A 26,604-nucleotide genomic window follows, 5' to 3' on the forward strand; every position below is an offset into this window, starting at 1 on the left:
CAGTATAGACGACAACCTATTGTGACAGACGCATGGCACGTACGATTACGCCTCAAGAACTTTACGCATGGTGCAGCATTCCCTGCGACCAGCTGCTCGCACATCCGCAGCGAAAAATTCCGTTTCGCCTCGCACACGATTCGGCCCATATGGGAATGCTCATGGCGCGCGAGCTCGTGGACGAGATAAAACAAAACAACGCTAACCATCGCCAAACCCGCGCGATCATTCCTTGCGGACCCGCGTGTTGGTATGCACCGTTCACCACGCTGGTGAACAAAGAAAAGGTTTCACTAAAGAATGTGGTGGTGTTTCATATGGACGAATGCCTGGATTGGCAGGGAAACGAATTGCCAAAAAAACATCCTTATAATTTCCGGGGATTCATGGAAAAATACTTTTATGATCCGGTTCATGCCGATTTAACGGTACCCCTGGAGAACCGTAACTGGCTCAACGCGTATAACATTCCTGATGTAAAAGAAAAAATCGCCGTCGCGCCCATCGACATTACGTATGGCGGTTGGGGACAAGATGGGCACATTGCCTACAACCAGGCACGCCGTCATCCATTCAGCGAGGTCTCGCTTGAAGCTTTGCGCAACTCCACTATCCGGGTTCAAGAGAATAATATCGACACCATCATTGCGCTGGCGCAGCGAACCTTTGGTGCAGCCTACCAGTTTGTGCCACCCATGTCGGTGACGTTGGGAGTGAAGGAATGCCTGTCTGCAAAAAAGGTGAGACTCTACAGCGACACGGGCAAGTGGAAGCAAACCGCGTTGCGTGTGGCTTTGTTTGGTCCGTTAACGCCGGAGTATCCCATCACGTTATGCCAGGAGCATGCAGACGTGGTTATCACCGCCACCGTGAAAACAGCTACACATCCCATCAGCGAAAATCCGGATTGGGAACTGGGACTTTAGTATGTTGCAAACTACTATGAAGCCGCTGCACATTCCTCCCCATGAGCAACAATACGCCGGCATGATCGGCACCGGTGGCCTTGGCACCGGAAAGTTTTTTCATCTCAATGGCAATCACACACTCGGCCGTGAAGAAAGCCGCAGCGGCCGGTTTCTCGACGTGGAAGACTATTGCAAACAGCACATCATTCTCCACTATGTGAAGGTGCTTGCCGGTCCTCAATTTTCCGTAACACCCATCGGCAAGGTGGGGGAGGACGATCTTGGCCACACCCTCTTGCGCGAGATGAACGCAACCGGATTTGTTATGGATCACGTGCAGACGCAACACGCCGCTTCGACCTTGTTCTCGTTATGCTTCTACTATCCCGACGGCAGCGGCGGCAACCTCACTACCGACAATTCGGCCAGCGCACAGGTAACGGCAGAAGACATTGCCCGGGCCTCATCCGAAATCAACGCGCTTGGTTCACGCGGCATAGTGATGGCAGCGCCTGAGGTGCCACTGGCTGCGCGTGCGAAATTGCTAATGCTGGGCAAAGCGGCCGGCGCCTGCTGCGCAGCATCGTTTACAGCGGAAGAGCTAAGGCAACCCGAAACGCACACGATGTTGTCGTCAACGGATTTGTTGTCAATCAATTTGAGTGAAGCGCATGCTTTGATTCCGGGTCACGAACATGCCAACACAAAAGACGTTGTGGAGCGAACCATTCAAACACTCCGCGAAGCCAACCCGCACATGCTCGTGGCCATCACCGACGGACGGATGGGAAGCTGGTGCTGGGATGGCCACACGTTGAACTTCCGGAAAAGCATAGACACAGTTCCCAGGAGCACAGCAGGAGCGGGCGACGCTTTTTTTTCGGGATTGCTTTGTGGACAAATAGCGGGCCTTTCCTTTTTTGAAGCGCAGGAGCTTGCCACGCTGGTGGCCGCGTTGAGCGTCACGTCGCAGCACACCATTCATAAAACACTTGACCGTTGTGCCCTGAAAGAATTTTATCAACACACGGCCACGGCATTGTCGTTGGCGGTTAAAAAACTATTGGAGGACTAACAACTATGGGCGTCGTCATGCGCATTATTCAGCAATTTGATCCGTGTCATGAACGCGACTTCATGGCGCTGGAGCAGCAATTCGATCAACTGGAAAAGAGCCGTCCCGACTATCCGAAAGGAAAGCGGATGCAGCCCATTTCGGGCGGTGAACCGCTCAACACGCTGATCTGGCAATATGAATTTCCGGATCTGGAAACGGCCTACAAAACACTGAACTTCTTTAGCGGCGACGACGGCCACGAAGACCTTTACCGGCAGCAGGTGGCGTTTATCCGCCAGGCAAAGATCGAGTTCTACAAGACGCTGGATTTTTAGCGCGGACCGCGCCGCCAAAACAAAGGAGTCTGTATATTTACTGAAACTAACCCGTTCAGCACATGATCCGACTCCTCGTCCTATTCCTGCTCACACTGTCCACAACAACCCTCCACGCCCAGGCTACTGCACAGAAAGCAACCTCCGGCAATCCCATATTTCCCGGCTGGTATGCCGACCCCGAGGGCGTGATTTTTGGAAAAACATACTGGGTGTATCCCACCTATTCGGATGCCTATAACCGGCAGGTGTTCTTCGACGCGTTTTCGTCTACCGACCTGGTGCATTGGACAAAGCACGAACGCATTCTGGACACAACGCGTGTAACGTGGGCCAAACGCGCCATGTGGGCACCGGCGGCGTTGGAGAAAAACGGGAAGTACTATCTGTTCTTTGGTGCCAACGACATTCAGAGCAATGCCGAAAAAGGCGGGATTGGGGTGGCCGTAGCCGACCGTCCCCAGGGACCCTTCAAAGATCTGTTGGGTAAACCCCTCATCGATGCCTTTCACAACGGCGCCCAACCCATCGACCAGTTTGTGTTCAAAGACAAAGACGGCACCTACTATATTATCTATGGCGGCTGGCGACACTGTAACATCGCGAAGTTGAACAGCGACTTCACCGCGGTGTTGTCGTTTGCCGATGGCAACACATTTAAAGAGATCACACCACAAGGCTATGTGGAAGGTCCCTTCATGTTTATCCGGAACAACAAGTATTATTTCATGTGGTCGGAAGGCGCTTGGGGTGGCCCCGATTATTGTGTGGCCTACGCCATTGCCGACTCGCCATTTGGTCCCTTCATCCGTATCGGAAAAGTATTGGAGCAGGATGCTGCAGTGGCGCGGGGCGCTGGTCATCATTCGGTGATGCATACACCGGGAACCGACGCATGGTATATCGTGTATCACCGCAGACCCTTGACCGAGACGGATGCAAACCATCGCGAAACGTGTATTGAAACGTTAACCTTTGATGCAAAAGGACTCATCGAACCCGTGAAGCTCACAACGCAAGGCGTGTCGCCCCGGAAGATCAAATGAGGACACCGGACTGCCGTGTTTGGCGGGGACGTAATTCTAAATAGAATCTTTAAAATCAGCTAACAAACACGATGCCATGCAGCGAGTGTGGAATTTTATTCCCACTTTTTTCCCCAACGCATGCCATAGAGCGCTCTGAAATTCCACAGCCAAAATTATCGCGCCGATATCAGGAATTCTTCCTGTAATTTTTAATGCAGGATGCATTTTATTTCTCCTTCACACTGTATACTTGTGCACGTCCTGCACTATGATATTGATTGTTGACGACAACCAAGAGAATATATACTCCCTGAAGAAGTTACTGGAGCTTCACAAATTTGTGGTGGACAGTGCGCTGTCGGGCGAGGAAGCGTTGAAGAAGGTGCTGAAGAATTCGTATTCGCTGATCATCCTCGACGTTCAAATGCCCGACATGGATGGCTTTGAAGTGGCGGAGGCCATCTCGGGCTACAGCAAGTCAAAAGACATTCCCATCCTCTTTCTTTCGGCCGTGAACACGGAAAAGAAATTTATTACAAAAGGATTTCAATCCGGCGGCGTAGACTACGTCACCAAGCCGTTCGATCCGGACCTGCTGCTGTTGAAGGTAAAAAGCTTTTACAAAATCTCGGAACAAAACCGGCAGCTCAGCGCCATGGACAAGTTCTTGCGCGAAGAAATTGAATTTCGAAAGAAAGCCGAGAACGAACTGCAGGAGCGTGTCGAAGAATTGAAGTCCATCCTGGAGTCGATGCCCCAAATGGCATTCACCACAAAACCCGATGGCAACATCGAATTTGTGAACAACCACTGGGCCATGTACAGTGACGACAACACTGCGTTTCCCACCACGGAGGGCATCACGGTGACGGACTGTATGAAAATGGCCATCCAAACACAGAAGCAATTCATCCAGGAGGTGCGCATCAAGGTGCTGAACGGCGACGACTATCGCTTCCACGTGCTCTATCTCACACCGGTGAAGAAGGAAGACCACCTCATCAAATGGGTGGGCATCTTCACCGACATTCATGAGCAAAAGATGGCGTCTCAAATTCTCGAGAACAAGGTTGAGGAAAGAACGCAGGAGTTGAAACACATCAACCGTAAACTTCAGGAAAGCAACAGCGAACTACAGCAATTCGCCTTTGTGGCGTCACACGATTTGCAGGAACCGCTTCGGAAAATTCAGGTGTTCAGCAATATGGTGATGGAAAAATATCCACCGCCCCAGAGCGAAGGAAAACGTTTCCTGGAAAAAATCATTTCGTCGGCCGACCGTATGCGCAAGCTCATCACCGACCTGTTGGACTATTCGAGGCCTCCCGACAAGGATCTCTTTCAGGAAACCGATCTCAACGCTGTGGTTAACGAAGTGTTGGTGGATCTTGAGTTGAAGGTGAAAGCAAAGAATGCCATCGTCGATGTGGGGCCGATACCTCGGGCGGTGGTGATTCCCGGACAGATCAAGCAAGTGTTTCAGAACCTGATCAGCAACGCCCTCAAGTTTTCGAAGGAAGAAACCTTTCCCGAAATCAGCATTCGGGCAGAACGTGTCGACAGCAAATCCTTAGCCGCGAGCCCGACCCGCGATGGCGACTATTTGCGCATCACCTTGCGCGACAATGGCATCGGGTTCCAGCAGCATTATGCCGACAAGGTGTTTGAAATCTTTCAACGCCTGAATCAAAAAGATTCTTATGAGGGAACAGGCATTGGACTTGCCATAGTGAAGAAAACAATCGATCGTCACAACGGTCTTATCAGCGTGACGAGCGAAGAGAATGTCGGGACAAAATTCACCATCGTGCTGCCTCTTCGGCCAATTGAAATTTCCGGAGCATGAAAATTAAAATTAGCAGAGCATACTTAACAGAACCTTGTTTTTTATAGTGAAATGAAGACTACGTATAAGAGAAACCTCATCATTGGCTTTGGCGTATCGCTATTGATCCTGATGATTAGTTCGGTGGCCTCCTACATCAGCATCCGCAATTTGCTGGACAGTTCAAACTGGGTGAATCATACCCATGCGGTTATTCTCGAATTGAACGACGTGATGTCGGCGTTGAAAGATGCCGAGACGGGACAACGCGGCTATTTGCTGACCGGCGAAAAGGATTATCAAGAACCTTACAAGGCAGCACAGGCCGTGGCGGACAGAGCTCTTGACAACGTGCAGGCGCTCACCCTCGACAATACCGCACAGCAAAAGGGCATTGAAGATCTTCGCCGCCTCGTGACAAAGCGGTTCACCATTCTGCAACGCGTCATCGACCACCGCGATTCCGTGGGCACGTTGCAGATAAAAGACCTTCGCATGGGCAAGGACTATATGGACTCGGTGCGCTCGCTCATGACGTCTATGCGCGAACGCGAAGAAGCACTATTGAAGGAGCGAACCTCGCGCATGGAAACATTCTCCAACTTCACGCCGGTGCTCATTGTGACTGCCGCTGTCATCGCCTTGCTCATCACCATCGCGTTCTATGTGCGCGTCCGCAACGACTTCGAAGAGAAAGCGATCCTGCAACGTGAACTGGAAGCGAAAGAGAAAGACATCAGCACACGCATCGGCATCATACGAGGCATTGCCGACAAGGTCGCGGCGGGCGACTACGGCATTCGTGTTGACGACCAGCAAAGCGATGCGCTGGGCAATGTGGCGGGGTCACTCAACAAGATGGCATCGTCGCTACAGGAGTCGTTTGTGCAGCTCTCTGACAAGGAGTGGTTGCAAGCTGGCATCGCCGGACTGAACGATGTGATGATCGGGGAGAAGACGTTGCAGGCCCTCACCAACCAGGTCATCGAGTTTGTGTCGTCCTACTCGCAAAGCCAGGTGGGCGCCCTCTACATTCTGGAACGCGACGAGCTTCAGGTGTTTGCAGGCTATGCCTATATGCCCGACAAGTCGCGTGCGCGATTCAAGATTGGCGAAGGCCTCGTAGGGCAGGCCGTGTCGACCGGCAAGCTCATGGAACTGAAAGATGTTCCTGAGGAAAGCATCTACATCAGCTTCACCACCGGCCAGGCCCGACCCAGGCACATCGTGGCCATTCCGCTCTACGACGGCTACACCATCAAAGGTGCACTGGAAGTGGCTTCCCTGCATACATTCACCACCCGTGACCTTGAGTTTTTGAGAACGTCAGCAGCCAACATCGGCGTATCGATCAGCACAGCGCAGAACCGGAAGCGCATGCAGGAACTGCTGGAAGAAACACAATCCCAAACCGAAGAACTACAGGCCCAGCACAGCGAGCTGGAACACGTGAACAGCGAGCTGGAAGTGCAAACCGAAAAGCTCCAGGCTTCCGAAGAAGAATTGAAAGTGCAACAGGAAGAACTGCGCCAGGCCAACCAGGAACTGGAAGAAAGAAGCCGCATGCTCGAAGACCGGAACGAGTTGATCACCGAGCGCAACCTCGAAATACAGGCGAAGGCGGAACAGCTCGCGCAGACCACCCGCTATAAATCCGAGTTTCTTGCCAACATGTCGCACGAACTGCGCACACCACTCAACTCCATCCTGTTGCTATCGCGACTGATGTCCGAAAATCCGGAGAAGAATCTCAACACCGATCAGGTAGAATATGCCCGTGTCATCCAAAGCTCAGGCAACGGTTTGTTATCGCTCATCGACGAAATATTGGACCTCTCCAAAATTGAGTCCGGAAAAATGCGGCTTGAATATAGCCAGGTGTCGGTGCAGGAAATTATCGAAGAGATGCAAGGCGTGTTTCATCCCATGGCCAAAGTGAAAGGCATCGAGTTCCTCACAACGGTGGCGAAGGATGTGCCCGAAAAGATAGAGACCGACAAACTACGGCTCGTGCAGATCTTGCGCAACCTTTTGTCGAACGCGCTGAAGTTCACCGCGAATGGCTATGTGAGCCTGGATGTGGCCAAAGAAGGTAAAGACATGTTCATGCTGAGAATTGCTGTGAAGGATACGGGCATAGGTGTGCCGTTGGAAAAACAGCAGCTCATCTTTGAAGCCTTTCAGCAAGCCGATGGTTCGACGCGCCGTAAATATGGCGGAACCGGGTTGGGCCTTTCCATCAGCCGCGAATTGGCCAAGCTTTTGGGTGGAGAAATCCGCATGAAAAGTGAAGTGGGTAAAGGCAGTGAATTTATATTAAACATACCCCTGAGCCAGCCGCAGGGAAAACCCGAAACGTTCACCAACAGTCTCTCGGATTTACTCACCAGCGATCCGCTGCAATGCAATCGCCCTAAAACAGACGCCAAGTATATTAGCACGTCCATTCCCGAAAACATTCCCGACGACAGGGCTGTGATCAAGACCGATGACAAGGTGATTCTTATTGTGGAAGACGACACAAACTTTGCCAAGTCGTTGCTGGACTTTACGCGGCGCCGTGGCTACAAGGGCATCGTGGCTGTTCGCGGTGACGAAGGCATTGCACTGGCCCGCGAATTTTCACCCGTGGGCATATTGCTCGACATTCAACTGCCCGTGAAGAGCGGTTGGGAAGTGATGGACGAATTGAAAGCCAATGCCTACACCCGCCACATTCCCGTTCATATCATGTCGTCGCACGAAGGAAAGAGCGAGAGCCTGCACAAAGGCGCCGTGGATTTTATCAACAAACCGGTGGCCTACGAAAAGATGCAGGAGATCTTTCAAAAGATCGAATACGTGTTGACGCACCATCCCAAGAAAGTGCTCATCGTAGAAGAAAACCCCCAGCACGCCAAAGCCCTGGGCTACTTCCTCGAAACCTTCGACATCAGTCTCGAGATCCGGAACGATGTGCAGGAAGCCATCGCGCTCCTCAAGTCGAAAGATACCGACTGTGTGATACTCGACATGGGCATGCCCGATCAGAAATCGTATGAGACCCTGGAACAGGTGCGCAGCACCCCCGGTCTTGAAAATGTTCCCGTCATTATTTTTACAGGACAAAATCTGTCGCGCGCCGAAGAGTTGCGTATGAAGCAATATGCCGACTCCATCGTTATCAAAACCGCGCATTCCTACAAACGCATTTACGACGAGGTGTCGCTATTCCTTCACCTGATGGAAAAGAAAGAATCTCCCAATGCAAAACCACGCTATCACAAACTTGGCGAACTGGACGAAGTGCTGAAAGGCAAAACCGTACTCATTGCCGACGACGACGTGCGCAACATCTTCTCGCTCACAAAAGCCATGGAGAACTACATGATGAATGTGATCACCGCGGTGGATGGTAAAGACGCCTTGAAACAATTGCAAGCCAGTCCCAACGTCGATATCGTGTTGATGGATATGATGATGCCCGAGATGGACGGCTATGAGTCCACCACCGCCATTCGAAACGATCCGCGCCTGAAGAACATCCCGGTCATTGCCGTCACGGCCAAAGCCATGGCGGGCGACCGCGCCAAATGCATCAGCGCCGGAGCCTCCGATTATATTTCAAAACCGGTAGACATAGACCAACTGCTGTCGTTGCTGCGGGTGTGGCTCTATGAACGCGGCACCACTAAACGCTAGGAAGAAATGACTGCGGTAGGAAAAAAAATACTGATTGTCGACGATGACACGCGCAACATCTTTGCGCTCACGGCTGTGCTGAAATCGCGTGGCTACCCATGCCTCTCTGCACCCGGCGGCGAAGAAGGTCTGCACCTGCTCTCCACCACCGACGACATTGGCATGGTGTTGCTCGACATGATGATGCCTGAAATGGATGGCTATGAAGTGATCGCCAAAATCCGCGAGAGCGAACGTAGCCACCTTCCCATCATCGCCGTGACGGCCCAGGCCATGGTGGGCGATCGCGAAAAGTGTCTGGCTGCAGGTGCAGATGCCTACCTCTCGAAACCCATCGATATCGACGTGCTGGTGGACGAAATGGAAAAACTGCAGGCAAGATGACAGCCGATCTTCAGCTAACGGACGAGCAGATTGAAACGATCCTGGAGGACATGGTGGAAGTGCATGGATACGATTTCACCCACTACTCACGCGCGTCGCTGAAACGCAGGATCATCCGCCTGGTGTCGCTTGATAAATTTTTGAGCTTTGCCGAATTTCGTTTCAAAGTGCGGCAGGACCCGAGCTATCTGAACCGGTTTGTAGAGCAAGTCACCGTGAACGTGACCGAGATGTTTCGCGATGAAACATTCTATCGCACCCTGCGTGAAGATGTGCTTCCCGTGCTGGCCACGTGGCCGCTCATTCGCATTTGGCACGCAGGCTGTTCCACCGGTGAGGAGGTCTACTCAATGGCGATCTTATTGCAGGAAGCAAACCTGCTTCATAAGTCGCTGCTCTACGCAACAGACATTAACCCTGCGGTGTTAGAGCAGGTGAGGAGTGGCGTGTTTCCACTGCACCAGATGAAGCAATACTCCGACAACTATATCCGGTCGGGGGGACGCAAAGATTTCTCGATGTATTATACCGCCCAGTATGACGCCGCGAAATTTGATGAACGTTTGGGCAAGCGCATCATACTGGCCACCCACAACCTGGTGTCGGATCGCTCGTTCAACGAGTTTCAGTTGATACTCTGTCGCAACGTGATGATTTATTTTGATAAGGAACTACAGGACCGCGCACTAAAGCTCTTCGACGACAGTCTTGAAGCCCTGGGCTTCCTGGCCCTCGGATCGAAAGAGACGCTGAAGTTCTCTACGGTGACCGGCAACTACCGGCAGATCGAGAACAAAGAGAAAATCTGGAGAAAGATCAAATAAATCTCACGGTGAAAAACGACAACACGCCCATGAATCCCAAGTATGAGGTACTGGCCATCGGCGGATCGGCCGGCAGCCTGAGCATGTTGCTGACCCTGTTGCCCCACCTGGTGCCCACACTGAACATCGCGCTGGTGGTGGTGCTGCATCGAAAAGATTCTGAAGACAACACCCTGGTTGACGTGCTGCGACACCGAACGATGTTTGCCGTGAAGGAAGCAGAAGATAAAGAGACCATCGAAACCAACACCATCTATGTGGCGCCCACCGACTACCATTTGCTCGTGGAAAAAGATCACAGCTTTTCCCTCGACAACTCGGAGAAAGTGAACTACAGCCGTCCCAGCATAGACGTCACCTTCGAATCGCTGGCCGATGTGTATGGTCCCACCGTTGTAGGGCTGCTGTTGTCCGGCGCAAATGCCGACGGGGTGGATGGATTGAAGGCGATAAAAAAAGCTGGCGGTGGCATTGTAGTGCAGGACCCGGCCGCTTCCGTTGTTCCCTACATGCCGCAGCAGGCGCTGAATGCGCTACCGGCAGACATGCTCTTGCATGAACATTCCCTGGAGCGTTTCATTCAGTATCTCGCTGATAAATCTCAATAAGGATCAGGACGAGGGCTTCAGTCCCGCGTGTATCGCCGCGAGAATGTTGGTGAAGTCACGAATGTTCGACGGCTTGATGATGAAGTCGATAGCCCCCATGGCTTTGGTTTCTGCAATCATGCGGGGATCCGACGATGTGGAGCACAAATAAATGGGAACATCTTTCAGCCGGTCAATTTTCCGGATCTCGAGCAGGCATTGAATGCCGTTCATGCGGGGCATGTTCATGTCTATGAAAATGCAATGGGGCACAATATGCGGTATGGTATTCAGTTTTTGCAGCGCCTGCACGCCGTCGTTGGTGCGGATGCAATCAATGGTCGGTTCAACATCGTGAATGGCCAGGCAAAAAATTTCCTGGTCGTCCGGATCGTCGTCGATAAGGAAATAGCGCATGGGTTGGTGAGCCGGGGTCATCGGATTTTGGAAGCGGATTATGTTGCGCCTACTTCAAAGGTAGCACGAAAAGACAATCGGGTCAATTGCCCATCCTAATCCGGAAAAGGACAAACACCGTTGGTGAATAGGTCGGAAGGGCGGTAGCGTCGACATTCGGGGTGACGGGAGAAGGGTGATTTGGCGAGGAGACAGTCGCGTTCCTAGAACAACGCCAGCTGCAAGGGCGCGGTATCGGGCTGTGGCTTTTTCTCCATCAGCTGCACCGGCTTCTGAATTCTGAACACGGGAGTTTCTTCATACCGCGTGGCGATCACGATCTTTGTGTTGCGCGCATTGCGGCGGAAAAGATCTTCCACAATCTGCGGGTGATTGTTATGCTTGGAAAGATGCGACAGCAACAGGTGCGACATATATTCCGGGCGATGCTGCGTGAACAAACGCAACGCCTGAACGTTCGAGAGGTGCCCCTGGCCGCCGCGAATACGGTTCTTCAGGTGGATAGGGTAGCGGCCATTGTCCAGCATCTCCTCGTCATAGTTAGCCTCCAGGAAGGCGGCATGACATTGCTGAAAGTGGTGGATCACGTGCTTGCACGCGGCGCCGATGTCGGTGAACACACCCACCTTCACCTGACCGTCAGTCACGGTGAAGCTATGCGGGTCGCAGGCGTCGTGAAATTTCGGAAAGGCCATCACCGACAGGGTGCCGATGCAAATGGGGTCGTAGGGCTTGAATGTGCGCACGAGGTGTTCGGCCATGCGCAGCTTGCCTTCGTGTAGGGTTGGGGTGGTGATGTAGGCCGGGATCTCGAACTTTTTAACCAACTGGGTGAGGCCGTGAATGTGGTCGGCATGCTCGTGCGTCACAAAAATGGCCCGTACTTTCCGCATGTTCAGCCCCAGTCGCTTCATGCGTTTCTCCGTTTCGCGACACGAAAGACCGGCATCCACCAGCACGGCATCGTTTTCGTTGCCGATATAGTAGCAATTGCCGTTACTTCCGGAATTTAGCGAGGAGATATACAAAGCCATACGAAGCCACAAGGTAGCAATAGGAGCAGACTCTATTTCCAAACGCCGCTACAAAAATTTCACGTGCTGTCTCGCGAATAAATTTTGGCGGAAAACAAACGAATTTTTCTGGCCGCTTTGTCACGCGGTTCACATCAATAAGAATGTGCCGACCGCTTGCATCAGCCTTCCCGTCAACCTAAACCAACCATTTTAACTGATGAACACAACTAAGTAAAATAACTGTAAGTGAGTGGTTTATGATGTTTTAAGAGGAATCGTTTGAAAAATAATTTAATCAATTGATTAAATTATTTGATTAAATCATGAACCTGTCGCTACCTTTGCCGTACAACGTCATTGGAAAGCGCAAGCATGGCAAAGAAAAAAACGATAGAAGCCGACCTGTCCACACAGGAAAAGATCAAGGAGGCCGCCCGCAAGGTGTTCACACAAAAGGGATATGCCGCCACACGCACGCGCGACATCGCCGAGGAGGCGGGCATAAACCTGGCCTTGCTCAACTATTACTTCCGTAGCAAAGAGGGGCTTTTCGAAATTGTGATGGTGGAAAAACTGCAGCAGCTTTTTGGCACCATTGTGCCAATACTGAATGACGAAGGCACTACGCTGGAGAAAAAACTGGAGTTGGTGGTGCTATGCTACATCGATATGCTGACCGCCCATCCCGACCTGCCCATTTTTGTGCTCAGCGAAATCCGCGTCGACCCCGAACGGTTCAGCCAGCGCATCCAGGCCGGCAAGCTGTTGCGCGAAGCCTATTTTCTGAAGCAGCTCAAAGAACGCCGCCCCGACCTGCACCCGCTTCACTTTGTGATGAACCTCGTGGGCATGACGTTGTTTCCGTTTGTAGGAAAGCCGATTTTTCAAGCCATCGGCAACCTTCCCGCCAAGGACTACGCGGTGTTGATGGAAGAACGGAAAGCCCTCATTCCAAAATGGGTGCAGGCCATATTGAAGACCAAGTAAATTTTTTTGCGTATTGATTAATCAAATGATTAAAACAAATAGTTAAACGTATGACCCGATACACCTCAAAAATCATAACGCTTGGCATCCTGCTGCTTCTGTCGGAGGCGGCACGTGCGCAGGCGTTAACCCTGGAGGCTTGCTATGCGCTGGCCGAGCATCACTACCCGCTCATCAAGCAACGCGAACTGGTGGCAAAGAGCGCCGAATATTCCATCGACAATGCGGCCAAAGGCTACCTGCCACAGCTCAGCGTGAACGGTCAGGCCACCTATCAATCGGAAGTGACGCATGTGCCGGTTGAGAATCCGGCCTTCACCATTCCGCTCATCAGCAAGGATCAATACAAGCTGTATGGAGAAGCCACGCAGACGCTATACGACGGTGGTGTCATCCGTCAGCAAGTGCTGTCGCAGAAAGTGAACGCGCAGGTGGAAGAGCAGAAGATCGACGTGCAACTCTATGGCCTGAAGGAGCGAATCAACCAACTCTACTTTGGCGTGCTCACGCTCGACGAACAGCTGAAACAAAATGAACTGCTCATCAAAGACATCAACACCGGCATCGCCAAAACCGAAGCGGCCATTGCCAACGGCACCGCGCTGAAAAGCAGCGCCAACGTGCTGAAAGCCGAGTTGCTAAAAGCCAACCAGCGCACCACCGAATTAAAAAGCACACGCCATGCCTACACCGACATGCTGGGGCTTTTCATAAACCAATCGCTCGGCGAAGAAGCCGCACTGGCCAGACCCGCGCCGGTCGAACCTTCACAAGAGATTCAACGCCCCGAACTGAAGCTTTACGACTATCAAGCCCAGAGCACCGAAGTGCAATACAAAATGCTGGCGGCCCGCAACCGACCCAAACTCAACTTCTTTGTGCAGGCAGGCGTGGGGCGACCTGCGTTGAATATGCTGAGCAACGAAATGAAAGGCTACTACCTGGGCGGCTTCCGGCTCAATTGGTCACTGTCAGGTTTGTATACCTACAAGAAAGACAAAGCACTGATCGACCTGAGCCGCCGCAACATCGCGGTGCAACGCGAGGTGTTCCTGTTCAACACCAACCTAACCCTGCAACAACAGAACCGCGAAGCGGCCAAATACCGCGACCTGCTGGCCAGCGACGACGAAATTATTTCGCTCCGCGCGAGCGTGAAGAACGCGGCCCTGGCCCAACTGGAAAACGGCGTGATCGACACCAGTGACTACCTGCTCGAAGTGAACGCCCAGGACCAGGCGCAGCAAGCCAAAATCCTCCATGAAATTCAGTTTCTCATGGCCCAATACACACATAAAACAACCACCGGAAATTAATCCATAACATCCTGTCATCATGAAAAGAATAGCATACCTCCTGACAGCCTTCACCGTTGCGGCCTGCACATCAAACAAAAATGCATACGATGCATCGGGTACATTCGAAGCTGTGGAAACCATTGTCTCGGCCGAAGCGTCGGGCACGCTCAAATCATTCACCGTAGAGGAAGGGCAGACCCTGCAAGCAGGCGTCCACGTAGGCTTCATCGACAGCGTGCAGTTGTATTTAAAGAAGAAGCAACTGATGGCCCAGATCGCTGCCGTGCTCAGCAAAAAGCCCAACGTGGCCAAACAACTCGCCGCCCTGCAGGAACAACTCAAGCAAGCCCAACGCGAACAACAACGTGTGGCCAACCTCGTGAAAGCAGACGCAGCCACCCAAAAACAACTGGATGATGCCACCACACAGCTCGATGTGGTGAAGAAACAAATTGAAGCACAGCAATCGACGCTGGGCATCACCACATCGAGCCTCACGGAAGAAACGTCGCCGCTCTCGGTGCAGATCGAACAACTGAACGACCAGCTGGCAAAATGCAAAGTTGTGAATCCCGTGAACGGAACCGTGTTGACAAAGTATGCCGAAGCAAAGGAGATGACCGCCGTAGGGAAACCGCTTTATAAGATTGCCGACCTGTCCACCATCATTCTGAGGGCCTACATTACGGGCGACCAGTTTGCCCATGCAAAACTGAACAGCAAAGTGACGGTATCTGTCGACGACGGAAAAGGCAACTACAAAGCATATCCGGGAGTGGTTGAATGGATCAGCGACAAGGCCGAATTCACACCCAAAACCATTCAGACAAAAGACGAACGTGCCAACCTGGTGTATGCGTTGAAGGTACGCGTGACAAACGACGGGCTGCTGAAAATAGGAATGTACGGCGAACTAAAGTTCTGACCATGGAAGCTGTAGCATTGCGCAATCTATCAAAGGTGTATGGCAAGGAAGCAACACGCGCGGTGAACGACGTCTCATTCACCGTAAACAAAGGCGAGCTGTTCGGCCTCATCGGTCCCGACGGTGCAGGCAAGACCAGCATCTTCCGCATGCTCACCACGGTGCTGCTGCCCGACGGCGGCTCGGCCACGGTAGACGGACTGGACATCGTGAAAGACTACAAACAGATCCGCAGCCGCGTGGGATACATGCCCGGAAAATTTTCCCTCTATCCCGACCTCACCATCGAAGAGAACCTGAACTTCTTCGCTACAGTGTTCAACACCACGGTGGAAGAGAACTATGCATTGATCAAAGACATCTACGTGCAAATCGAACCGTTCAAAACGCGACGCGCAGGCAAGTTGTCGGGAGGGATGAAGCAAAAGCTGGCGCTGTGTTGCGCACTCATTCACAAACCGTCGGTGCTGTTTCTCGACGAACCCACCACCGGTGTTGACCCGGTGTCGCGCAAAGAATTCTGGGACATGCTGAAGCGTCTGAAAGAGCAGGCCATCACCATCGTGGTGTCAACACCCTACATGGACGAGGCCACGTTGTGCGACCGTATCGCCCTCATTCAAAACGGCAACATCCTCAGCATAGACACCCCGGCAAACGTGGTCGCGTCCTATCCCGAAAAATTGTTTGCACTGAAAGCCGGCAACATGTACGCGTTGCTGCAGGCGATGGAACACTATGAGCACACATTGAACAGCTATGCCTTTGGAGAATACATGCACGCATCGTTCAGGACCGATGTGTCTGAAGTGGATGTGAAAAACTATTTGCAGCAACAAGGTCTGCAAGGTGTGGAGATGAAAACCACGGTGCCCACCATAGAAGATTGTTTTATAAAACTTTTAAAAGACTGATATGGCCACGCCCGTCATTCAAACCGACAAACTCACCAAACGCTTTGGCGACTTTGTAGCGACCAACGAAATTACGTTCGATGTGCAGCCCGGAGAAATCTTTGGTTTTCTCGGCGCCAACGGTGCAGGCAAAACCACCGCCATGCGCATGCTGTGCGGCTTGTCCATTCCTTCGGCAGGACAGGCGCGGGTGGCGGGCTTCGACGTCTACAAACAAACCGAACAGATCAAGCGCAACATCGGCTACATGAGTCAGAAGTTTTCCTTGTATGAAGACCTGACGGTGTTGGAGAACATCAACTTTTTCGGAGGTATCTATGGTCTCAGCAACGCCGACATCAAAACCAAAAGTGAGGCGCTCATCGGGCGCCTGGGATTGCAAGGCGAAGCGAAGAAGCTGGTTGGATCGTTGCCGCTGGGATGGAAACAAAAACTGTCGTTTTCGGTGGGCATCCTGCACCAACCCAAAATCGTTTTTCTCGACGAACCCACCGGTGGCGTTGACCCGGTCACCCGGCGCCAATTCTGGAACCTCATCTATGAAGCGGCCCACGAGGGCATCACCATTTTTGTGACCACGCACTATATGGACGAAGCCGAATATTGCAACCGCATTTCCATCATGGTCGATGGAAAAATCCAGGCACTCGACACACCGCAGGCCCTGAAACAAAAATTCAACGCCGCCAGCATGGACGACGTGTTTTATCAACTGGCCCGTGGCGCCAAACGAAGCGAATAACCCGAAGCAACATGAAACAATTCCTAACCTTCGTCCGCAAAGAATTCGCACACGTGCTGCGCGATCAAAAAACATTGCTCATTCTCTTTGGTATGCCCATCGTGCAAATCCTCATCTTCGGTTTTGCGCTCACCAACGAAGTGAAGAACTCCAAGATGCTCATCGTAGACAATGCACACGACCGTGCATCGCAGCAACTGATTGCCAAAGTGGAAGCCAGCCGCTATTTCGAAATAGAGCAATCGGTCATGAGTCCGTTGCAGATGGAAGCCGCGTTTCGCGAAGGCAAGATCAAGGTAGCCCTGGTGATTCCCGACAATTTTAACGGCGACCTGCTGCACCTCAACGAAGCAAACGTGCAGATCATTGCCGATGCCTCCGACCCGAACACCGCCACATCGCTCATCAACTACGCCACATCCATCGTGCAGGATTATCAGACGGGGCTGAACCGGAATCTTACGGTCCCGTTTCGCATCATTCCCGAAACCCGCATGATCTACAACCCCCAGCTGAAAGGTGTCTACAACTACGTGCCCGGCGTAATGGCTTTGGTGCTCATGCTGGTGTGCGTGATGATGACGGCCGTGTCGATCGTACGCGAAAAAGAAACGGGCACCATGGAGATTCTTTTAGTATCGCCTTTCAAACCCATATTTGTCATCCTGGCAAAGGCCGTTCCGTATCTCATTTTGTCGCTCATCAACGTCGTCACCATTTTGTTGCTGAGTGTTTATGTGCTGGACCTGCCGGTGGCGGGGAGTTTGCTGTTGTTATTTGCCGAGAGCACGTTGTTCATCATCACCAGTTTGGCGCTGGGCATTTTCATCAGCATCAAAACCAGTTCACAGCAGGTGGCCATGCTCATTTCGCTCATGGGCATGCTGTTGCCCACCATGCTCTTCAGCGGCTTCATGTTTCCCATCGAGAACATGCCATTGCCCTTGCAAATGATCTCCAACATTGTGCCCGCCAAATGGTACTACATCATTGTGAAAGCCGTGATGATCAAAGGCCTTGGCTTTAATGCGATCTGGAAAGAAACCCTGATCCTCGCCGGCATGACCGCCGTGCTTTTTATTGTCAGCCTCCGCACCTTTAAAATACGACTCGCATGAGAACCTTACGATTTCTACTGCAGAAGGAATTCAAACAGATCTTTCGCAACCGTTCTATACTGGTCATGATCGTGGTGATGCCCGTGGTGCAGCTCATCCTGCTGCCGCTTGCAGCAAACTACGAAGTGAAAAACATCAACCTCTGTGTGGTAGACCGCGACCATTCGTCCACATCACAAAAGCTGGTGGGCAAAATTGCGTCGTCCGGCTATTTCAAGCTCACGGGAAACCGGGCTACGTTTAAAGAAGCATTCCCCCTCATGGAGACCGACGAAGCCGATCTCATCCTCGAAATCCCCGCGGGCTTTGAACGCAACCTGGTGCGTGAAGACGAGCAAAAGATTTTTGTGGCCGTGAACGCCATCAACGGCACCAAGGCCAACCTCGGAGGTGCCTACCTGGCCAGCATCATCCGCGACTATAACCACGACTTCCGCGTGCAGTGGATTCAGCCTTCAGCGTTCAACCAAAATCCGGTCATAGACGTGTCTTCGTCCAATTGGTTCAACCCCTTGCTCAACTACCGCATGTTTATGGTGCCGGGCATCTTGGCCATACTCGTCACCATGATCGGTGGCTTTCTCTCGGCGCTCAACATTGTAAAGGAAAAAGAGATCGGCACCATTGAGCAGATCAACGTCACGCCGCTGCGGAAACATCACTTCATCCTGGGCAAGCTCATTCCGTTTTGGGTGTTGGGCAACGTGGTGTTCACCATTGGCCTGGTGGTGTCTTGGATTTTCTATGGCATTGTGCCGGTGGGCAACCTCGCCGTGCTCTATGTGTTTGTGGGCGTTTACCTCTTGGCCGTGCTGGGCTTTGGGTTGCTGGTGTCTACGTTCTGCGACACACAACAGCAGGCCATGTTCATCATGTATTTCTTTATGATGATTTTTATTCTCATGGGCGGCCTGTTCACGTCCATCGACAGCATGCCCGGGTGGGCTCAAATGATCTCGCGTTTCAATCCCGTCAGCTACCTCATCACGGTGATGCGCATGGTGGTGCTGAAGGGCAGCGACCTTCACGATGTGCGCATGCACCTGGGCATGGTGGCACTGTTTGCCGTGGTGCTGAACGGCTGGGCCGTGCTCAACTACAAAAAGACAAGCTAGCGCACCAACGCAGGGTTGGGATGATCGTCAGGGCTTTGGCTTGGCGTCGTCGCGAATCAGCCAGGCGTTCATCGTATTGTAGGGGGCAACAACCAGGACTTTATAAAAGTCACTTTCTGCGGGAAGGGTGAACGTGAATTTTCCTGCACTGATTTTTGCTTTGCCAATTTCTTCATAACGATCGGATTGACCTTTGCTGAACGCATTGGTGCGCGACAGGTATACCGTGGCTTCTCCCGTAGGATTCAGAATGTTCCAGCGCAGCGCCACCTCGTTGCCTTCGCGCGTTGCTTTCAAATGACTAAGCGACACCCCGCCAACAAACGGAACGCCATCCATTTCGCGAAGGGCTTCTTCCGGAGCATCTACCTTGAGGAAGCGCAGCAGGGAAGGAGCGATGTCGACCATGGCAGGTGTTTCTTTGAAATGGGCATTAAGCTCCCGCGCGTTGGTGGTGATCCACGTGGTGCGCTCGCGGTCTGATTGCCCGCCGTGGTCTTTTCCGGTTTGCACGTTGCGGCCATGGTCGGTGGTGATCACGATCATCCACTCTTCTCCAAACTTTGCCTCGCGGGCTTTGATGGCTTTCCACACGCGTCCCACTTGTGCATCGGCTTTCTTCACGGCATCATAAAACTGTGGACTGTCGCCATGCATGTGGCCCATGTCGTCGGTAAATTCCAGGTATACCCACGAGAGGTCGGGGCCTTTGTCAAGAATGTAGCGGCCGGCTTCGGTTGAAACGGCTTCGTCGATGTTGAACATGAACGTGCGGTCGGCAGTGTGTGGGAAACGTGTTTTGTCCAGCTCCAGCCCGTCGTAGGAATAGTCGAGTTTGATGTTTCCTGCTTCGGCCAGGCTTTCACCTACCAGTTTGGTGCGATTGTCGGTCCACGACGAGAACACGGCCGTGGTGAGCTGGGGCCTCACCGTTTCAACGATGCGAAAGATATTCCAGTAAGAATAGTTGGGTGCTTTAATGTCGTTGTCCCACACGTTGTGTTTGTGCGTCCACGTGCCGGTGAGCAGGTGATTGTAGCCCACGGCCGAGATGGTAGGCGACTGACTGTAGCCATCTTTCTCGCCACCCACATGGGCACGGCTATAGCCGCCTTGTCTGGCAATTTCCCGAAGCACAGGCGTTTCCAGCTTCTCCATCACATCGGCGGGAATGCCGTCGAGAATGATGAACACGGCTTTGCGTTGGGCTTGGGTGAGGGTGGCAGACAAGAGCAGCAGGAGGGTGAGGCATCGTCGCAGGTGTGGCATAAGCGGGCTTGGGTTGAGCGACCCAAAAATGGGCACAAGTTGTCAGGAAACCAATGCCTTTGGTTTTATGGAATGATTAAGTTTCGTGCAGGAGAATTGAAAAAAGACAAATTGCTCAGTGCGCGGTCTGCCCCGTGTAGGCAATCTTCATGATGTTGCCGTTCTGAATCTCATTGCCTTCGTTGGAAATGTAGAGGTGGCCGGCATCGTCAAACGCAATGCCTTCGGGTTGGTTGAAGTAGTGCGGGTCCAGCGCATAGGAGGCGAGGGGCTTCCAGGAAGCATCGGTCACCAGCAGTGTTTTGTGAACAGACGAGATGATGAACCACTCGTGTGTGATGGGGCTCTGCGCGAGGGCGGAAGGCTGAAATGCTTTTTTGATTTTCTTCTCCAGCGAAGGCAGCCCGTCCAGGTCTATGCCGAAGGGCTGAAGGTTTGTGAGGGTGGTGTCGGAAAGGTCAAGCGAATACCCTTGAATTTGATGTTTGCCGCTCTCGCATTTCTTGCACAACGTGATGAGCTTGTTGGCGGGTTCCTGAACAAACAGGCTTTCATATTCGCCTTCCGGAAATGCAGCGTCCCATTTTTTGGCCTCGCTCTTTTTGCGGTCAATGCTGTCGGCAAACGAGAACACGGTGCCATCGCTGCGCAGGGTATAGATTTGATTTTTAAAAACCGCCACATCTTCAAAGTCGCCGCCCTTAAAAAACCGGGTGGAGTAGGCTTTCTTTTCTCTAATGGGAAAATAGAAAAGTTTTCCGTCTTCGTCGTTGATGGCCAGCACGGTGTCGGCATTGCCATGGTGAAATGTGATGCCCGAAATCTCGAGCAGCGACTCGCGCATGATAAGCTTTTCGGGGGCCTCAAAGTTATAGCCCGGAGGGCCGTCGTATAGCGGAACGGGGGTGCAGCCGACAAACAGCAGGGTCAAACAGATCATTCCCCAGGTCATCCGGCGTGTCGTGTTGGTGGTTTTCATGCGCAGCGTCAAAGGTACCGTGTCTTTTCAGAACTTTACGCTATTTCTTACGCATAAAGTTTAGCCGGGGTTGACATGTACATCAGCTTCAAGCATCCGTACATCGATTACTTTGACGGCAGACTGCGCAAACCTGCTGACGGGCAAACACGTCGCTCAGGAAAAAATCTAAAGGGTTGTTTCTATTGGAAGCGATATCCTACATACAAGCCGGGGCCTTTGGCGTAGGTAGGCACCACTGTGAGGTTACTGTTTTTGTTTTTCCAGTGGTAGCGGTGTGTCAGGTAGGCAATGTTGGTGGACAGGATGCCGATGCCGGCTCCGGCAAACACATCCGACACCCAGTGGCGGTTGTTCATGATGCGCATAGCGCCCACGGTAGTGGCCATGGTGTAGGCACCCACAGAATACCAGATGCTTTGCTCTCCATATTCCTTTGCCATGAAGGTGGCCGTGGCAAAGGCCTGGGCCGTGTGACCCGAAGGAAAGGAAAAGTTGTCGCCACCGTCGGGACGTTCTTCGTTTGTGATGGACTTGAATGAAAACGTGAGGGCGGTCATGATCATCTCAGATTTCAAAAGCAACAGCGTTCTGTTCTTGAAATCGTGTTTGCCTTTCACGCCGGCAAGGTTCAAACCATACACAATGGCCGCGGGGGCATGCATCATGTAATTGTCGAGCGAGCAGCGGAAGTTGGGCATGATCTCGTTCCGTTCTTCCCGTATCTCAAAACGATTGATAACCTTGTCGTTGTTGGCCGTGTATACACCAAGCCCGATGAGCACAGCCGGCATTTTCACAGCATTGAGCCAGGGACGTTCCTTCTTCCTAATGGCTATTGGCTCCTGATAGGAAAGCGCAATTTCGGTTGGCGTCGGATTGATCTGAGCGCAAACAGCGCCCGACAGCGATACTACTGAAATGAGAAGGACGGGAAACTTCATAACCTCGAAGATAATACTTTTTTTTATGAGCAATGCAAGATACAACCACGCCAGGGGGCTCAGTTCGACAATTCCGTCCAAAAAAGCACAAGGGTGAGGCTTTAAGACGGACCGCACAAAAGTGAGCACCCGCAAAAACGAAGCGGTGAGGCGTTTAGTATTTGCGAAATTATCGGGATAGAATCCAGTGATTTAACCCAGCAGCATTGAATCATTGTGCTTCAGGCTTTTGTGTAAAAACGAGCGGTAGAGATCCTGGTAGGGGAAGGTTTCGCGGCCTCATTTCAATTCAAAATCAACACCTGAACCAAAGGCAACGAACGGTTCAGAAATCATTAAATTAATAGCCCCTGAACAGACATGGCCGACGTGGCGGCAACGCGCGCAACCCCATTCAACGTTCAGAAAAAACAAACCCATTCAACTTCGTTATGACAGAACCCTATGTTGTGCCGGCGGCCACGCGCATCGGCCATGTGCACCTGAAAGTTTCAAGCCTCGAAAAAGCCCTGGCCTTCTATGAGGGCCTGTTGGGATTCCAGGTCATGGCCACCTATGGCGATCAGGCCGCGTTCATCTCGGCCGGTGGCTATCATCACCACATCGGATTGAACACGTGGTACAGCAAAGGATCGGCGCCAGCACAGCGCGAGGGCGTGGGCCTGTTCCACACCGCCATTGTCTATCCCACCCGAAAAGATCTGTCCATCATCTACAACCGCCTGCGCGCCGCCAACTATCCCTTCACCGGTGCCAGCGATCATGGTGTATCCGAAGCCTTATACCTGAACGACCCCGACCGCAACGGCGTGGAGCTTTACTGGGACAAACCCCACAATCAATGGCCACTCAACCCCGACGGCACACTGGACATGTTCACCAAACCGTTGGACCTGGTGTCGCTTGGCAACGCCATGAACGAAGAATGATCATGCCCCGACAGCGGTAAAAATTCACACTGCAATCCGTCCGCCTCAACCCGACGCTTCCATCATTCAGGGGCGTCGAAGGCTGCGCCGCGCTTGATGCCCAGACGTTTCATTTTTGAATTTAATGTAGTAGCCGGCACACCCAGCAGATTGGCCGCGCCGCCCTTTCCGGAGATTTTGCCGTGGCATTTCTCGAGCACGGCCAGAATATGGTCGCGCTCGTTTTCGTCAAGGGTTTTGGTGTGAGAAGATTCGTGGTGGGATGCGGGCACGCCTTTGCGCGAAGCGTTCTGTGCTTTGCCTCCCGGATCCATAAGATTTGAAACAGCCGTTGCCAGCGGGAACGACAGCCCGTGCAACAGGAGCAGGTCAGCAGACGTGAACCGTTTTTTGTTCGGAGCAAAGCACAAAAGCGCACCCCAAACCGGCTCACCATGCCGAAGCGCAACGGCAGCCATCGTGCGAAAGCCCACCGCGTGCAGCGCATGGAAGAGATTGCGCGCATTGGGCTTCACAATATCCTTGTCAAGATCAACAATCGTAGGATTATCGGCCGACGCAATCAACTGATAGATCGCATCGTTCACCGGAGCAAGTCCCAGAAATTCCGACAGCAGGGGACTGTTGTATTTGTCGTCGGCAAAGGTGATGAGAAACGGAGTCTGCGTCTGATCCACCAGCACAAGCGCCGAATGTCCGAAAGAAACAAACCGCCGGATCACATTCTGAAGAAGCCCCTGCAACTCGGCTTTCGAATGCACCGTAGCAAGCGCATTCCCAAGAAACAGAATGTCGCGCGCCACAGTAGGCGAAAGTTGTTCAGACCCTTTATTTGGAGCGTGATGATCAGGTTGCATGGCTGCGAAGCGGAGTAAAAAAACAGTTGGCCGCCATGTGAAGATCGATCTATTCCATCACTAATTCAACGACCACCTCACGATATATCGCCAATTGACGACCATAAACATGCGTTGACTCCTCAATTTCAAAGGTTTTCGCACGTCCATGACAGATGATGGCTCCACCCCAACCCTGCATTGAAAAGGTTGAACGCAAGCAGGAGCAAGCCCATCGGCTCTGTACGGACGGACGAAGATGTCAATTTGAATCCTGGGAAGTAACCAGCCCCCAAAGCGGAATGAATCTTCTCATCTCTTGCGCACAACGTGCTTCTTCTGCTATCCGGATGCACCATCAAACGAAGGCCAAAAAAACATCATCCGCCTAAACTAATACTGAGCAACTCAGTACCAATATTGAGCCACTCAGTCACACTCAATCAGTTCACACCCATGCCCCACACGCACACCTCTTCCAGCATGTTCCCATCTGGGCCTGAGCCGATCTTTGGCCTGGTCATGGCATGCGCGGGTCGGGTCTAGCCCAGATGGGAACATGCGGGGCCTCCGCGGCCCCGGAGCGGGGCTATGAAAAGCGAAAGAACTTCTAAAGCAAACTCCTTCCTATCACACTGAACATTCAGCGCAAGAGTGCTAATATCTCGTCATAAAAAAAAAGAAAGGGAACGTCTACTTCAATTTACGACTCACCCCAACCGGAGGCCGCAAATAAATTTCAAACGACATAGCAGGTCCCGAGGTCCTGACAGGAATAACCCCTTCTGGAAGCGTGAGACTCAGGTTTCGCCGGTAACCAGCAAACAACTCCACCCCCAGCATACGCGTAAGCTGACGGTTATAAGCCACGCCCAGATCCACTTCAACACGCCGAAAGGTTTCAGGTTCAGTCTTGTCGGGACAAGTCACATAATAGGTCCGTGTCACCGCTTCACTCTTCACATAAAAGATGTCGCGAGAGGTGGCGTTATAGCGTGCCGCGATGCGGTGGGGCAGGCTCATTTCAATGCCGGTGCGATCGGAGAAGTTATAGTTGTAGATAAACACAGGAAGCACCGACAGGTTATAACTCTTGTTCACCATCAACCCAACACCCACTTCCTTGCGGGCTGACTTGCGCCGCAGATAAACAGACGTGAGCGTATAGTTCAACGGTATGCTGCCGGGCAGATCGGAACGAAGCGTTCCACTTTGATTGACTTGCGCACTAAACAACAACCACGACGTGCTGTCGACCTTCACAGACGCTTTGAGGTCTACGCCCATGGCACGCAGGGTCCAGTTGGACAGTTGATGGGCCGGATTGTTGCCGCCCTCACGCTTCAGCTCCAGCTGTTCGGTGCGATAGTGCGGCCCTATAATGATGCCGAACTTCGGCCGTATGAGCACGGGCAACCACATCTTGAAATAGAAATCCTCTTGTGTGTAGGTCGTGGCAGGCGTGGTGGTAGACGCATAGGAGCGCCCGGGTGCCTGTGTGTTTCGAATGGTGATCCAACGGGAGGGGGCCATGCCCGGCAATCCGGGTTTCAACCCTTGACAATAGGTAGCCGTACCGTGCGACGTGAGCAGGCAGAGCAAACAACCCCAGAAACGCTTGAGCATAAGTCTTTTTCCCAGATAAAGGTTTCAGGGCGGTCGTCCACCCCAGGCCTGCATTCCACTACAGTTCGCCGGCCTGCCACATCAACGCTGTGGCGTGTGGTTTAAGTTCCGGGTGTTGCCGGAAACGTTTTCGGACGCACCTCGCGTCGCCGGGAAAGGGGGTCTCAATCCACAATTGGCTTCCTCACCATGCCATGCATGAATTCGGAAATTAGGCGGTTGTAGCATCGCTCGTGTTTGCGTACCACACGCTCCACAGCCGCGCGTTGTGCAGGAACCTTAATGTAGTCGCTGGCATAGCGCTGGGCTTCCCGGAGCCTCTCGCGCGTGCGCTTTTGTTTTTCCGACCACACCACGCCGCTCATGTCGGCCTTCTTGCAGAGGAACGTTTCTCCCCCAATTGTTTTGTACACATGATCGTCGTCGGCTTTGCCACTAAGACCCTGCGTCACCATGTTTTTGCCTTTGTATCGTGCCATACTCCAAGATAATGAGAAGCCGGATTGCCTGTACCTAACCTCCGTTATTTTTCTGAATATGCTCCGTTAATTCTATGTTTAACCTTTGATTAACCTCCGTATTTCATCGGAGGATGAACGGAGGATTATCGGAAGATAAACGGGAGTATGTGCAAGGCATCCTAATGCTTTAGCCACCACCGACCCATCAGGGCTCACCTGTCTGTAGCCGCCGGGAAATAAACATCGATTAAAAAGGCCACGCTCGCACGGCTTCGTCGCACCAACGTTCATGGCGCGCAAACGCGGATCATTTCGGCCATGGTTGCACAACGGTGTTGGACTTGGTCATGACGTTGTGGGTTGATTTCATTTTGAAAGAATAAAGAGGCGCGCATTGCA

The 26,604-nt window shown here is 52.4% G+C and carries 25 protein-coding genes; 17 read left to right on the forward strand and 8 right to left on the reverse strand.

Annotated elements, in window-relative coordinates; genetic code table 11:
• Window positions 1-32 precede the first annotated feature (32 nt).
• The 9 genes from JI741_RS28980 to JI741_RS29020 all read left to right on the forward strand — a co-directional run bounded on the left by JI741_RS28980 (window position 33) and on the right by JI741_RS29020 (window position 10,650).
• On the forward strand, window positions 33-926 hold the full coding sequence (locus JI741_RS28980; protein ID WP_202015671.1) for a sugar phosphate isomerase family: 894 nt from the start codon (window positions 33-35) through the stop codon (window positions 924-926).
• Window positions 927-942: 16 nt separating this feature from the next.
• Window positions 943-1,983 (forward strand): carbohydrate kinase family protein, encoded by a 1,041-nt coding sequence (locus tag JI741_RS28985; RefSeq protein WP_202015673.1) that lies wholly within the window; start codon window positions 943-945, stop codon window positions 1,981-1,983.
• Window positions 1,984-2,000: 17 nt separating this feature from the next.
• Entirely contained in the window at window positions 2,001-2,300 is a 300-nt protein-coding gene (locus tag JI741_RS28990) for a hypothetical protein (protein WP_202015674.1), read from the forward strand.
• A gap of 62 nt (window positions 2,301-2,362) precedes the next feature.
• Entirely contained in the window at window positions 2,363-3,346 is a 984-nt protein-coding gene (locus tag JI741_RS28995; RefSeq protein WP_202015675.1) for a glycoside hydrolase family 43 protein, read from the forward strand.
• A gap of 250 nt (window positions 3,347-3,596) precedes the next feature.
• Window positions 3,597-5,174 (forward strand): response regulator, encoded by a 1,578-nt coding sequence (locus JI741_RS29000; RefSeq protein ID WP_202015676.1) that lies wholly within the window; start codon window positions 3,597-3,599, stop codon window positions 5,172-5,174.
• A gap of 51 nt (window positions 5,175-5,225) precedes the next feature.
• Window positions 5,226-8,834 (forward strand): response regulator, encoded by a 3,609-nt coding sequence (locus JI741_RS29005; protein ID WP_202015677.1) that lies wholly within the window; start codon window positions 5,226-5,228, stop codon window positions 8,832-8,834.
• A gap of 6 nt (window positions 8,835-8,840) precedes the next feature.
• Entirely contained in the window at window positions 8,841-9,218 is a 378-nt protein-coding gene (locus tag JI741_RS29010) for a response regulator (protein ID WP_202015678.1), read from the forward strand.
• Entirely contained in the window at window positions 9,215-10,042 is an 828-nt protein-coding gene (locus JI741_RS29015; protein WP_202015679.1) for a CheR family methyltransferase, read from the forward strand. Before JI741_RS29010 ends, JI741_RS29015 begins: the two co-directional genes overlap by 4 nt.
• A gap of 29 nt (window positions 10,043-10,071) precedes the next feature.
• On the forward strand, window positions 10,072-10,650 hold the full coding sequence (locus tag JI741_RS29020; RefSeq protein WP_202015743.1) for a chemotaxis protein CheB: 579 nt from the start codon (window positions 10,072-10,074) through the stop codon (window positions 10,648-10,650).
• A 3-nt stretch (window positions 10,651-10,653) separates the two neighbouring features.
• Here JI741_RS29020 and JI741_RS29025 read toward each other — a convergent pair whose 3' ends face one another.
• Both JI741_RS29025 and JI741_RS29030 read right to left on the reverse strand, forming a co-directional pair.
• Window positions 10,654-11,046 carry a response regulator gene (locus tag JI741_RS29025; RefSeq protein ID WP_236676327.1) on the reverse strand — a complete coding sequence of 131 codons (393 nt, stop codon included), beginning with the start codon at window positions 11,044-11,046 and terminating at the stop codon, window positions 10,654-10,656.
• Between the two features lie 203 nt (window positions 11,047-11,249).
• Window positions 11,250-12,080: an MBL fold metallo-hydrolase gene (locus JI741_RS29030; RefSeq protein ID WP_202015682.1), complete on the reverse strand. Its 831-nt coding sequence runs from the start codon at window positions 12,078-12,080 to the stop codon at window positions 11,250-11,252.
• A gap of 354 nt (window positions 12,081-12,434) precedes the next feature.
• Here JI741_RS29030 and JI741_RS29035 point away from each other — a divergent pair, with 354 nt between their 5' ends.
• The 7 genes from JI741_RS29035 to JI741_RS29065 are packed head-to-tail and all read left to right on the forward strand — an operon-like array spanning window position 12,435 to window position 19,161.
• On the forward strand, window positions 12,435-13,049 hold the full coding sequence (locus JI741_RS29035; RefSeq protein WP_202015683.1) for a TetR/AcrR family transcriptional regulator: 615 nt from the start codon (window positions 12,435-12,437) through the stop codon (window positions 13,047-13,049).
• Between the two features lie 50 nt (window positions 13,050-13,099).
• Entirely contained in the window at window positions 13,100-14,365 is a 1,266-nt protein-coding gene (locus tag JI741_RS29040; RefSeq protein WP_236676328.1) for a TolC family protein, read from the forward strand.
• Between the two features lie 19 nt (window positions 14,366-14,384).
• The gene (locus JI741_RS29045) at window positions 14,385-15,272 is read left to right on the forward strand and encodes an HlyD family secretion protein (protein WP_202015684.1); all 888 of its coding nucleotides are present in this window, start codon (window positions 14,385-14,387) and stop codon (window positions 15,270-15,272) included.
• 2 nt (window positions 15,273-15,274) lie between these two features.
• A complete protein-coding gene (locus JI741_RS29050; protein ID WP_202015685.1) occupies window positions 15,275-16,186 on the forward strand; it encodes an ABC transporter ATP-binding protein in 912 nt (303 codons plus the stop codon).
• Window position 16,187: 1 nt separating this feature from the next.
• A complete protein-coding gene (locus tag JI741_RS29055) occupies window positions 16,188-16,928 on the forward strand; it encodes an ABC transporter ATP-binding protein (protein ID WP_202015686.1) in 741 nt (246 codons plus the stop codon).
• 11 nt (window positions 16,929-16,939) lie between these two features.
• On the forward strand, window positions 16,940-18,046 hold the full coding sequence (locus JI741_RS29060) for an ABC transporter permease (RefSeq protein ID WP_202015687.1): 1,107 nt from the start codon (window positions 16,940-16,942) through the stop codon (window positions 18,044-18,046).
• Window positions 18,043-19,161: an ABC transporter permease gene (locus JI741_RS29065; RefSeq protein WP_202015688.1), complete on the forward strand. Its 1,119-nt coding sequence runs from the start codon at window positions 18,043-18,045 to the stop codon at window positions 19,159-19,161. Before JI741_RS29060 ends, JI741_RS29065 begins: the two co-directional genes overlap by 4 nt.
• Window positions 19,162-19,188: 27 nt before the next feature.
• On the opposite strand, the gene JI741_RS29070 is transcribed toward JI741_RS29065, so the two are convergent.
• The 3 genes from JI741_RS29070 to JI741_RS29080 form a co-directional block, all read right to left on the reverse strand.
• Window positions 19,189-20,430 carry an alkaline phosphatase family protein gene (locus JI741_RS29070; protein ID WP_202015692.1) on the reverse strand — a complete coding sequence of 414 codons (1,242 nt, stop codon included), beginning with the start codon at window positions 20,428-20,430 and terminating at the stop codon, window positions 19,189-19,191.
• 115 nt (window positions 20,431-20,545) lie between these two features.
• Window positions 20,546-21,409: a hypothetical protein gene (locus JI741_RS29075; RefSeq protein ID WP_202015694.1), complete on the reverse strand. Its 864-nt coding sequence runs from the start codon at window positions 21,407-21,409 to the stop codon at window positions 20,546-20,548.
• 182 nt (window positions 21,410-21,591) lie between these two features.
• The gene (locus JI741_RS29080; protein WP_202015696.1) at window positions 21,592-22,353 is read right to left on the reverse strand and encodes a phosphatase PAP2 family protein; all 762 of its coding nucleotides are present in this window, start codon (window positions 22,351-22,353) and stop codon (window positions 21,592-21,594) included.
• A 431-nt stretch (window positions 22,354-22,784) separates the two neighbouring features.
• On the opposite strand from JI741_RS29080, the gene JI741_RS29085 reads away from it, so the two are divergent.
• On the forward strand, window positions 22,785-23,282 hold the full coding sequence (locus JI741_RS29085) for a VOC family protein (RefSeq protein ID WP_202015698.1): 498 nt from the start codon (window positions 22,785-22,787) through the stop codon (window positions 23,280-23,282).
• 62 nt (window positions 23,283-23,344) lie between these two features.
• On the opposite strand, the gene JI741_RS33165 is transcribed toward JI741_RS29085, so the two are convergent.
• The 3 genes from JI741_RS33165 to JI741_RS29100 form a co-directional block, all read right to left on the reverse strand.
• Window positions 23,345-24,085: a GAF domain-containing protein gene (locus JI741_RS33165; RefSeq protein WP_369411882.1), complete on the reverse strand. Its 741-nt coding sequence runs from the start codon at window positions 24,083-24,085 to the stop codon at window positions 23,345-23,347.
• A gap of 726 nt (window positions 24,086-24,811) precedes the next feature.
• On the reverse strand, window positions 24,812-25,744 hold the full coding sequence (locus JI741_RS29095) for a DUF6268 family outer membrane beta-barrel protein (protein ID WP_202015701.1): 933 nt from the start codon (window positions 25,742-25,744) through the stop codon (window positions 24,812-24,814).
• Window positions 25,745-25,908: 164 nt separating this feature from the next.
• Entirely contained in the window at window positions 25,909-26,223 is a 315-nt protein-coding gene (locus JI741_RS29100; protein ID WP_202015703.1) for a hypothetical protein, read from the reverse strand.
• Window positions 26,224-26,604 lie beyond the last annotated feature (381 nt).

Origin of the sequence: Chryseolinea lacunae, assembly GCF_016735595.1 — a bacterium.
Lineage (GTDB): Bacteria > Bacteroidota > Bacteroidia > Cytophagales > Cyclobacteriaceae > Chryseolinea > Chryseolinea lacunae.

Coding starts and splice junctions, on each gene's coding strand:
- JI741_RS28980 (WP_202015671.1), top strand. CDS start 33: ATGGCACGTACGATTACGCCTCAAGAACTTTACGCATGGTGCAGCATT.
- JI741_RS28985 (WP_202015673.1), top strand. CDS start 943: ATGAAGCCGCTGCACATTCCTCCCCATGAGCAACAATACGCCGGCATG.
- JI741_RS28990 (WP_202015674.1), top strand. CDS start 2,001: ATGCGCATTATTCAGCAATTTGATCCGTGTCATGAACGCGACTTCATG.
- JI741_RS28995 (WP_202015675.1), top strand. CDS start 2,363: ATGATCCGACTCCTCGTCCTATTCCTGCTCACACTGTCCACAACAACC.
- JI741_RS29000 (WP_202015676.1), top strand. CDS start 3,597: ATGATATTGATTGTTGACGACAACCAAGAGAATATATACTCCCTGAAG.
- JI741_RS29005 (WP_202015677.1), top strand. CDS start 5,226: ATGAAGACTACGTATAAGAGAAACCTCATCATTGGCTTTGGCGTATCG.
- JI741_RS29010 (WP_202015678.1), top strand. CDS start 8,841: ATGACTGCGGTAGGAAAAAAAATACTGATTGTCGACGATGACACGCGC.
- JI741_RS29015 (WP_202015679.1), top strand. CDS start 9,215: ATGACAGCCGATCTTCAGCTAACGGACGAGCAGATTGAAACGATCCTG.
- JI741_RS29020 (WP_202015743.1), top strand. CDS start 10,072: ATGAATCCCAAGTATGAGGTACTGGCCATCGGCGGATCGGCCGGCAGC.
- JI741_RS29025 (WP_236676327.1), bottom strand. CDS start 11,046: ATGCGCTATTTCCTTATCGACGACGATCCGGACGACCAGGAAATTTTT.
- JI741_RS29030 (WP_202015682.1), bottom strand. CDS start 12,080: ATGGCTTTGTATATCTCCTCGCTAAATTCCGGAAGTAACGGCAATTGC.
- JI741_RS29035 (WP_202015683.1), top strand. CDS start 12,435: ATGGCAAAGAAAAAAACGATAGAAGCCGACCTGTCCACACAGGAAAAG.
- JI741_RS29040 (WP_236676328.1), top strand. CDS start 13,100: ATGACCCGATACACCTCAAAAATCATAACGCTTGGCATCCTGCTGCTT.
- JI741_RS29045 (WP_202015684.1), top strand. CDS start 14,385: ATGAAAAGAATAGCATACCTCCTGACAGCCTTCACCGTTGCGGCCTGC.
- JI741_RS29050 (WP_202015685.1), top strand. CDS start 15,275: ATGGAAGCTGTAGCATTGCGCAATCTATCAAAGGTGTATGGCAAGGAA.
- JI741_RS29055 (WP_202015686.1), top strand. CDS start 16,188: ATGGCCACGCCCGTCATTCAAACCGACAAACTCACCAAACGCTTTGGC.
- JI741_RS29060 (WP_202015687.1), top strand. CDS start 16,940: ATGAAACAATTCCTAACCTTCGTCCGCAAAGAATTCGCACACGTGCTG.
- JI741_RS29065 (WP_202015688.1), top strand. CDS start 18,043: ATGAGAACCTTACGATTTCTACTGCAGAAGGAATTCAAACAGATCTTT.
- JI741_RS29070 (WP_202015692.1), bottom strand. CDS start 20,430: ATGCCACACCTGCGACGATGCCTCACCCTCCTGCTGCTCTTGTCTGCC.
- JI741_RS29075 (WP_202015694.1), bottom strand. CDS start 21,409: ATGAAAACCACCAACACGACACGCCGGATGACCTGGGGAATGATCTGT.
- JI741_RS29080 (WP_202015696.1), bottom strand. CDS start 22,353: ATGAAGTTTCCCGTCCTTCTCATTTCAGTAGTATCGCTGTCGGGCGCT.
- JI741_RS29085 (WP_202015698.1), top strand. CDS start 22,785: ATGACAGAACCCTATGTTGTGCCGGCGGCCACGCGCATCGGCCATGTG.
- JI741_RS29095 (WP_202015701.1), bottom strand. CDS start 25,744: ATGCTCAAGCGTTTCTGGGGTTGTTTGCTCTGCCTGCTCACGTCGCAC.
- JI741_RS29100 (WP_202015703.1), bottom strand. CDS start 26,223: ATGGCACGATACAAAGGCAAAAACATGGTGACGCAGGGTCTTAGTGGC.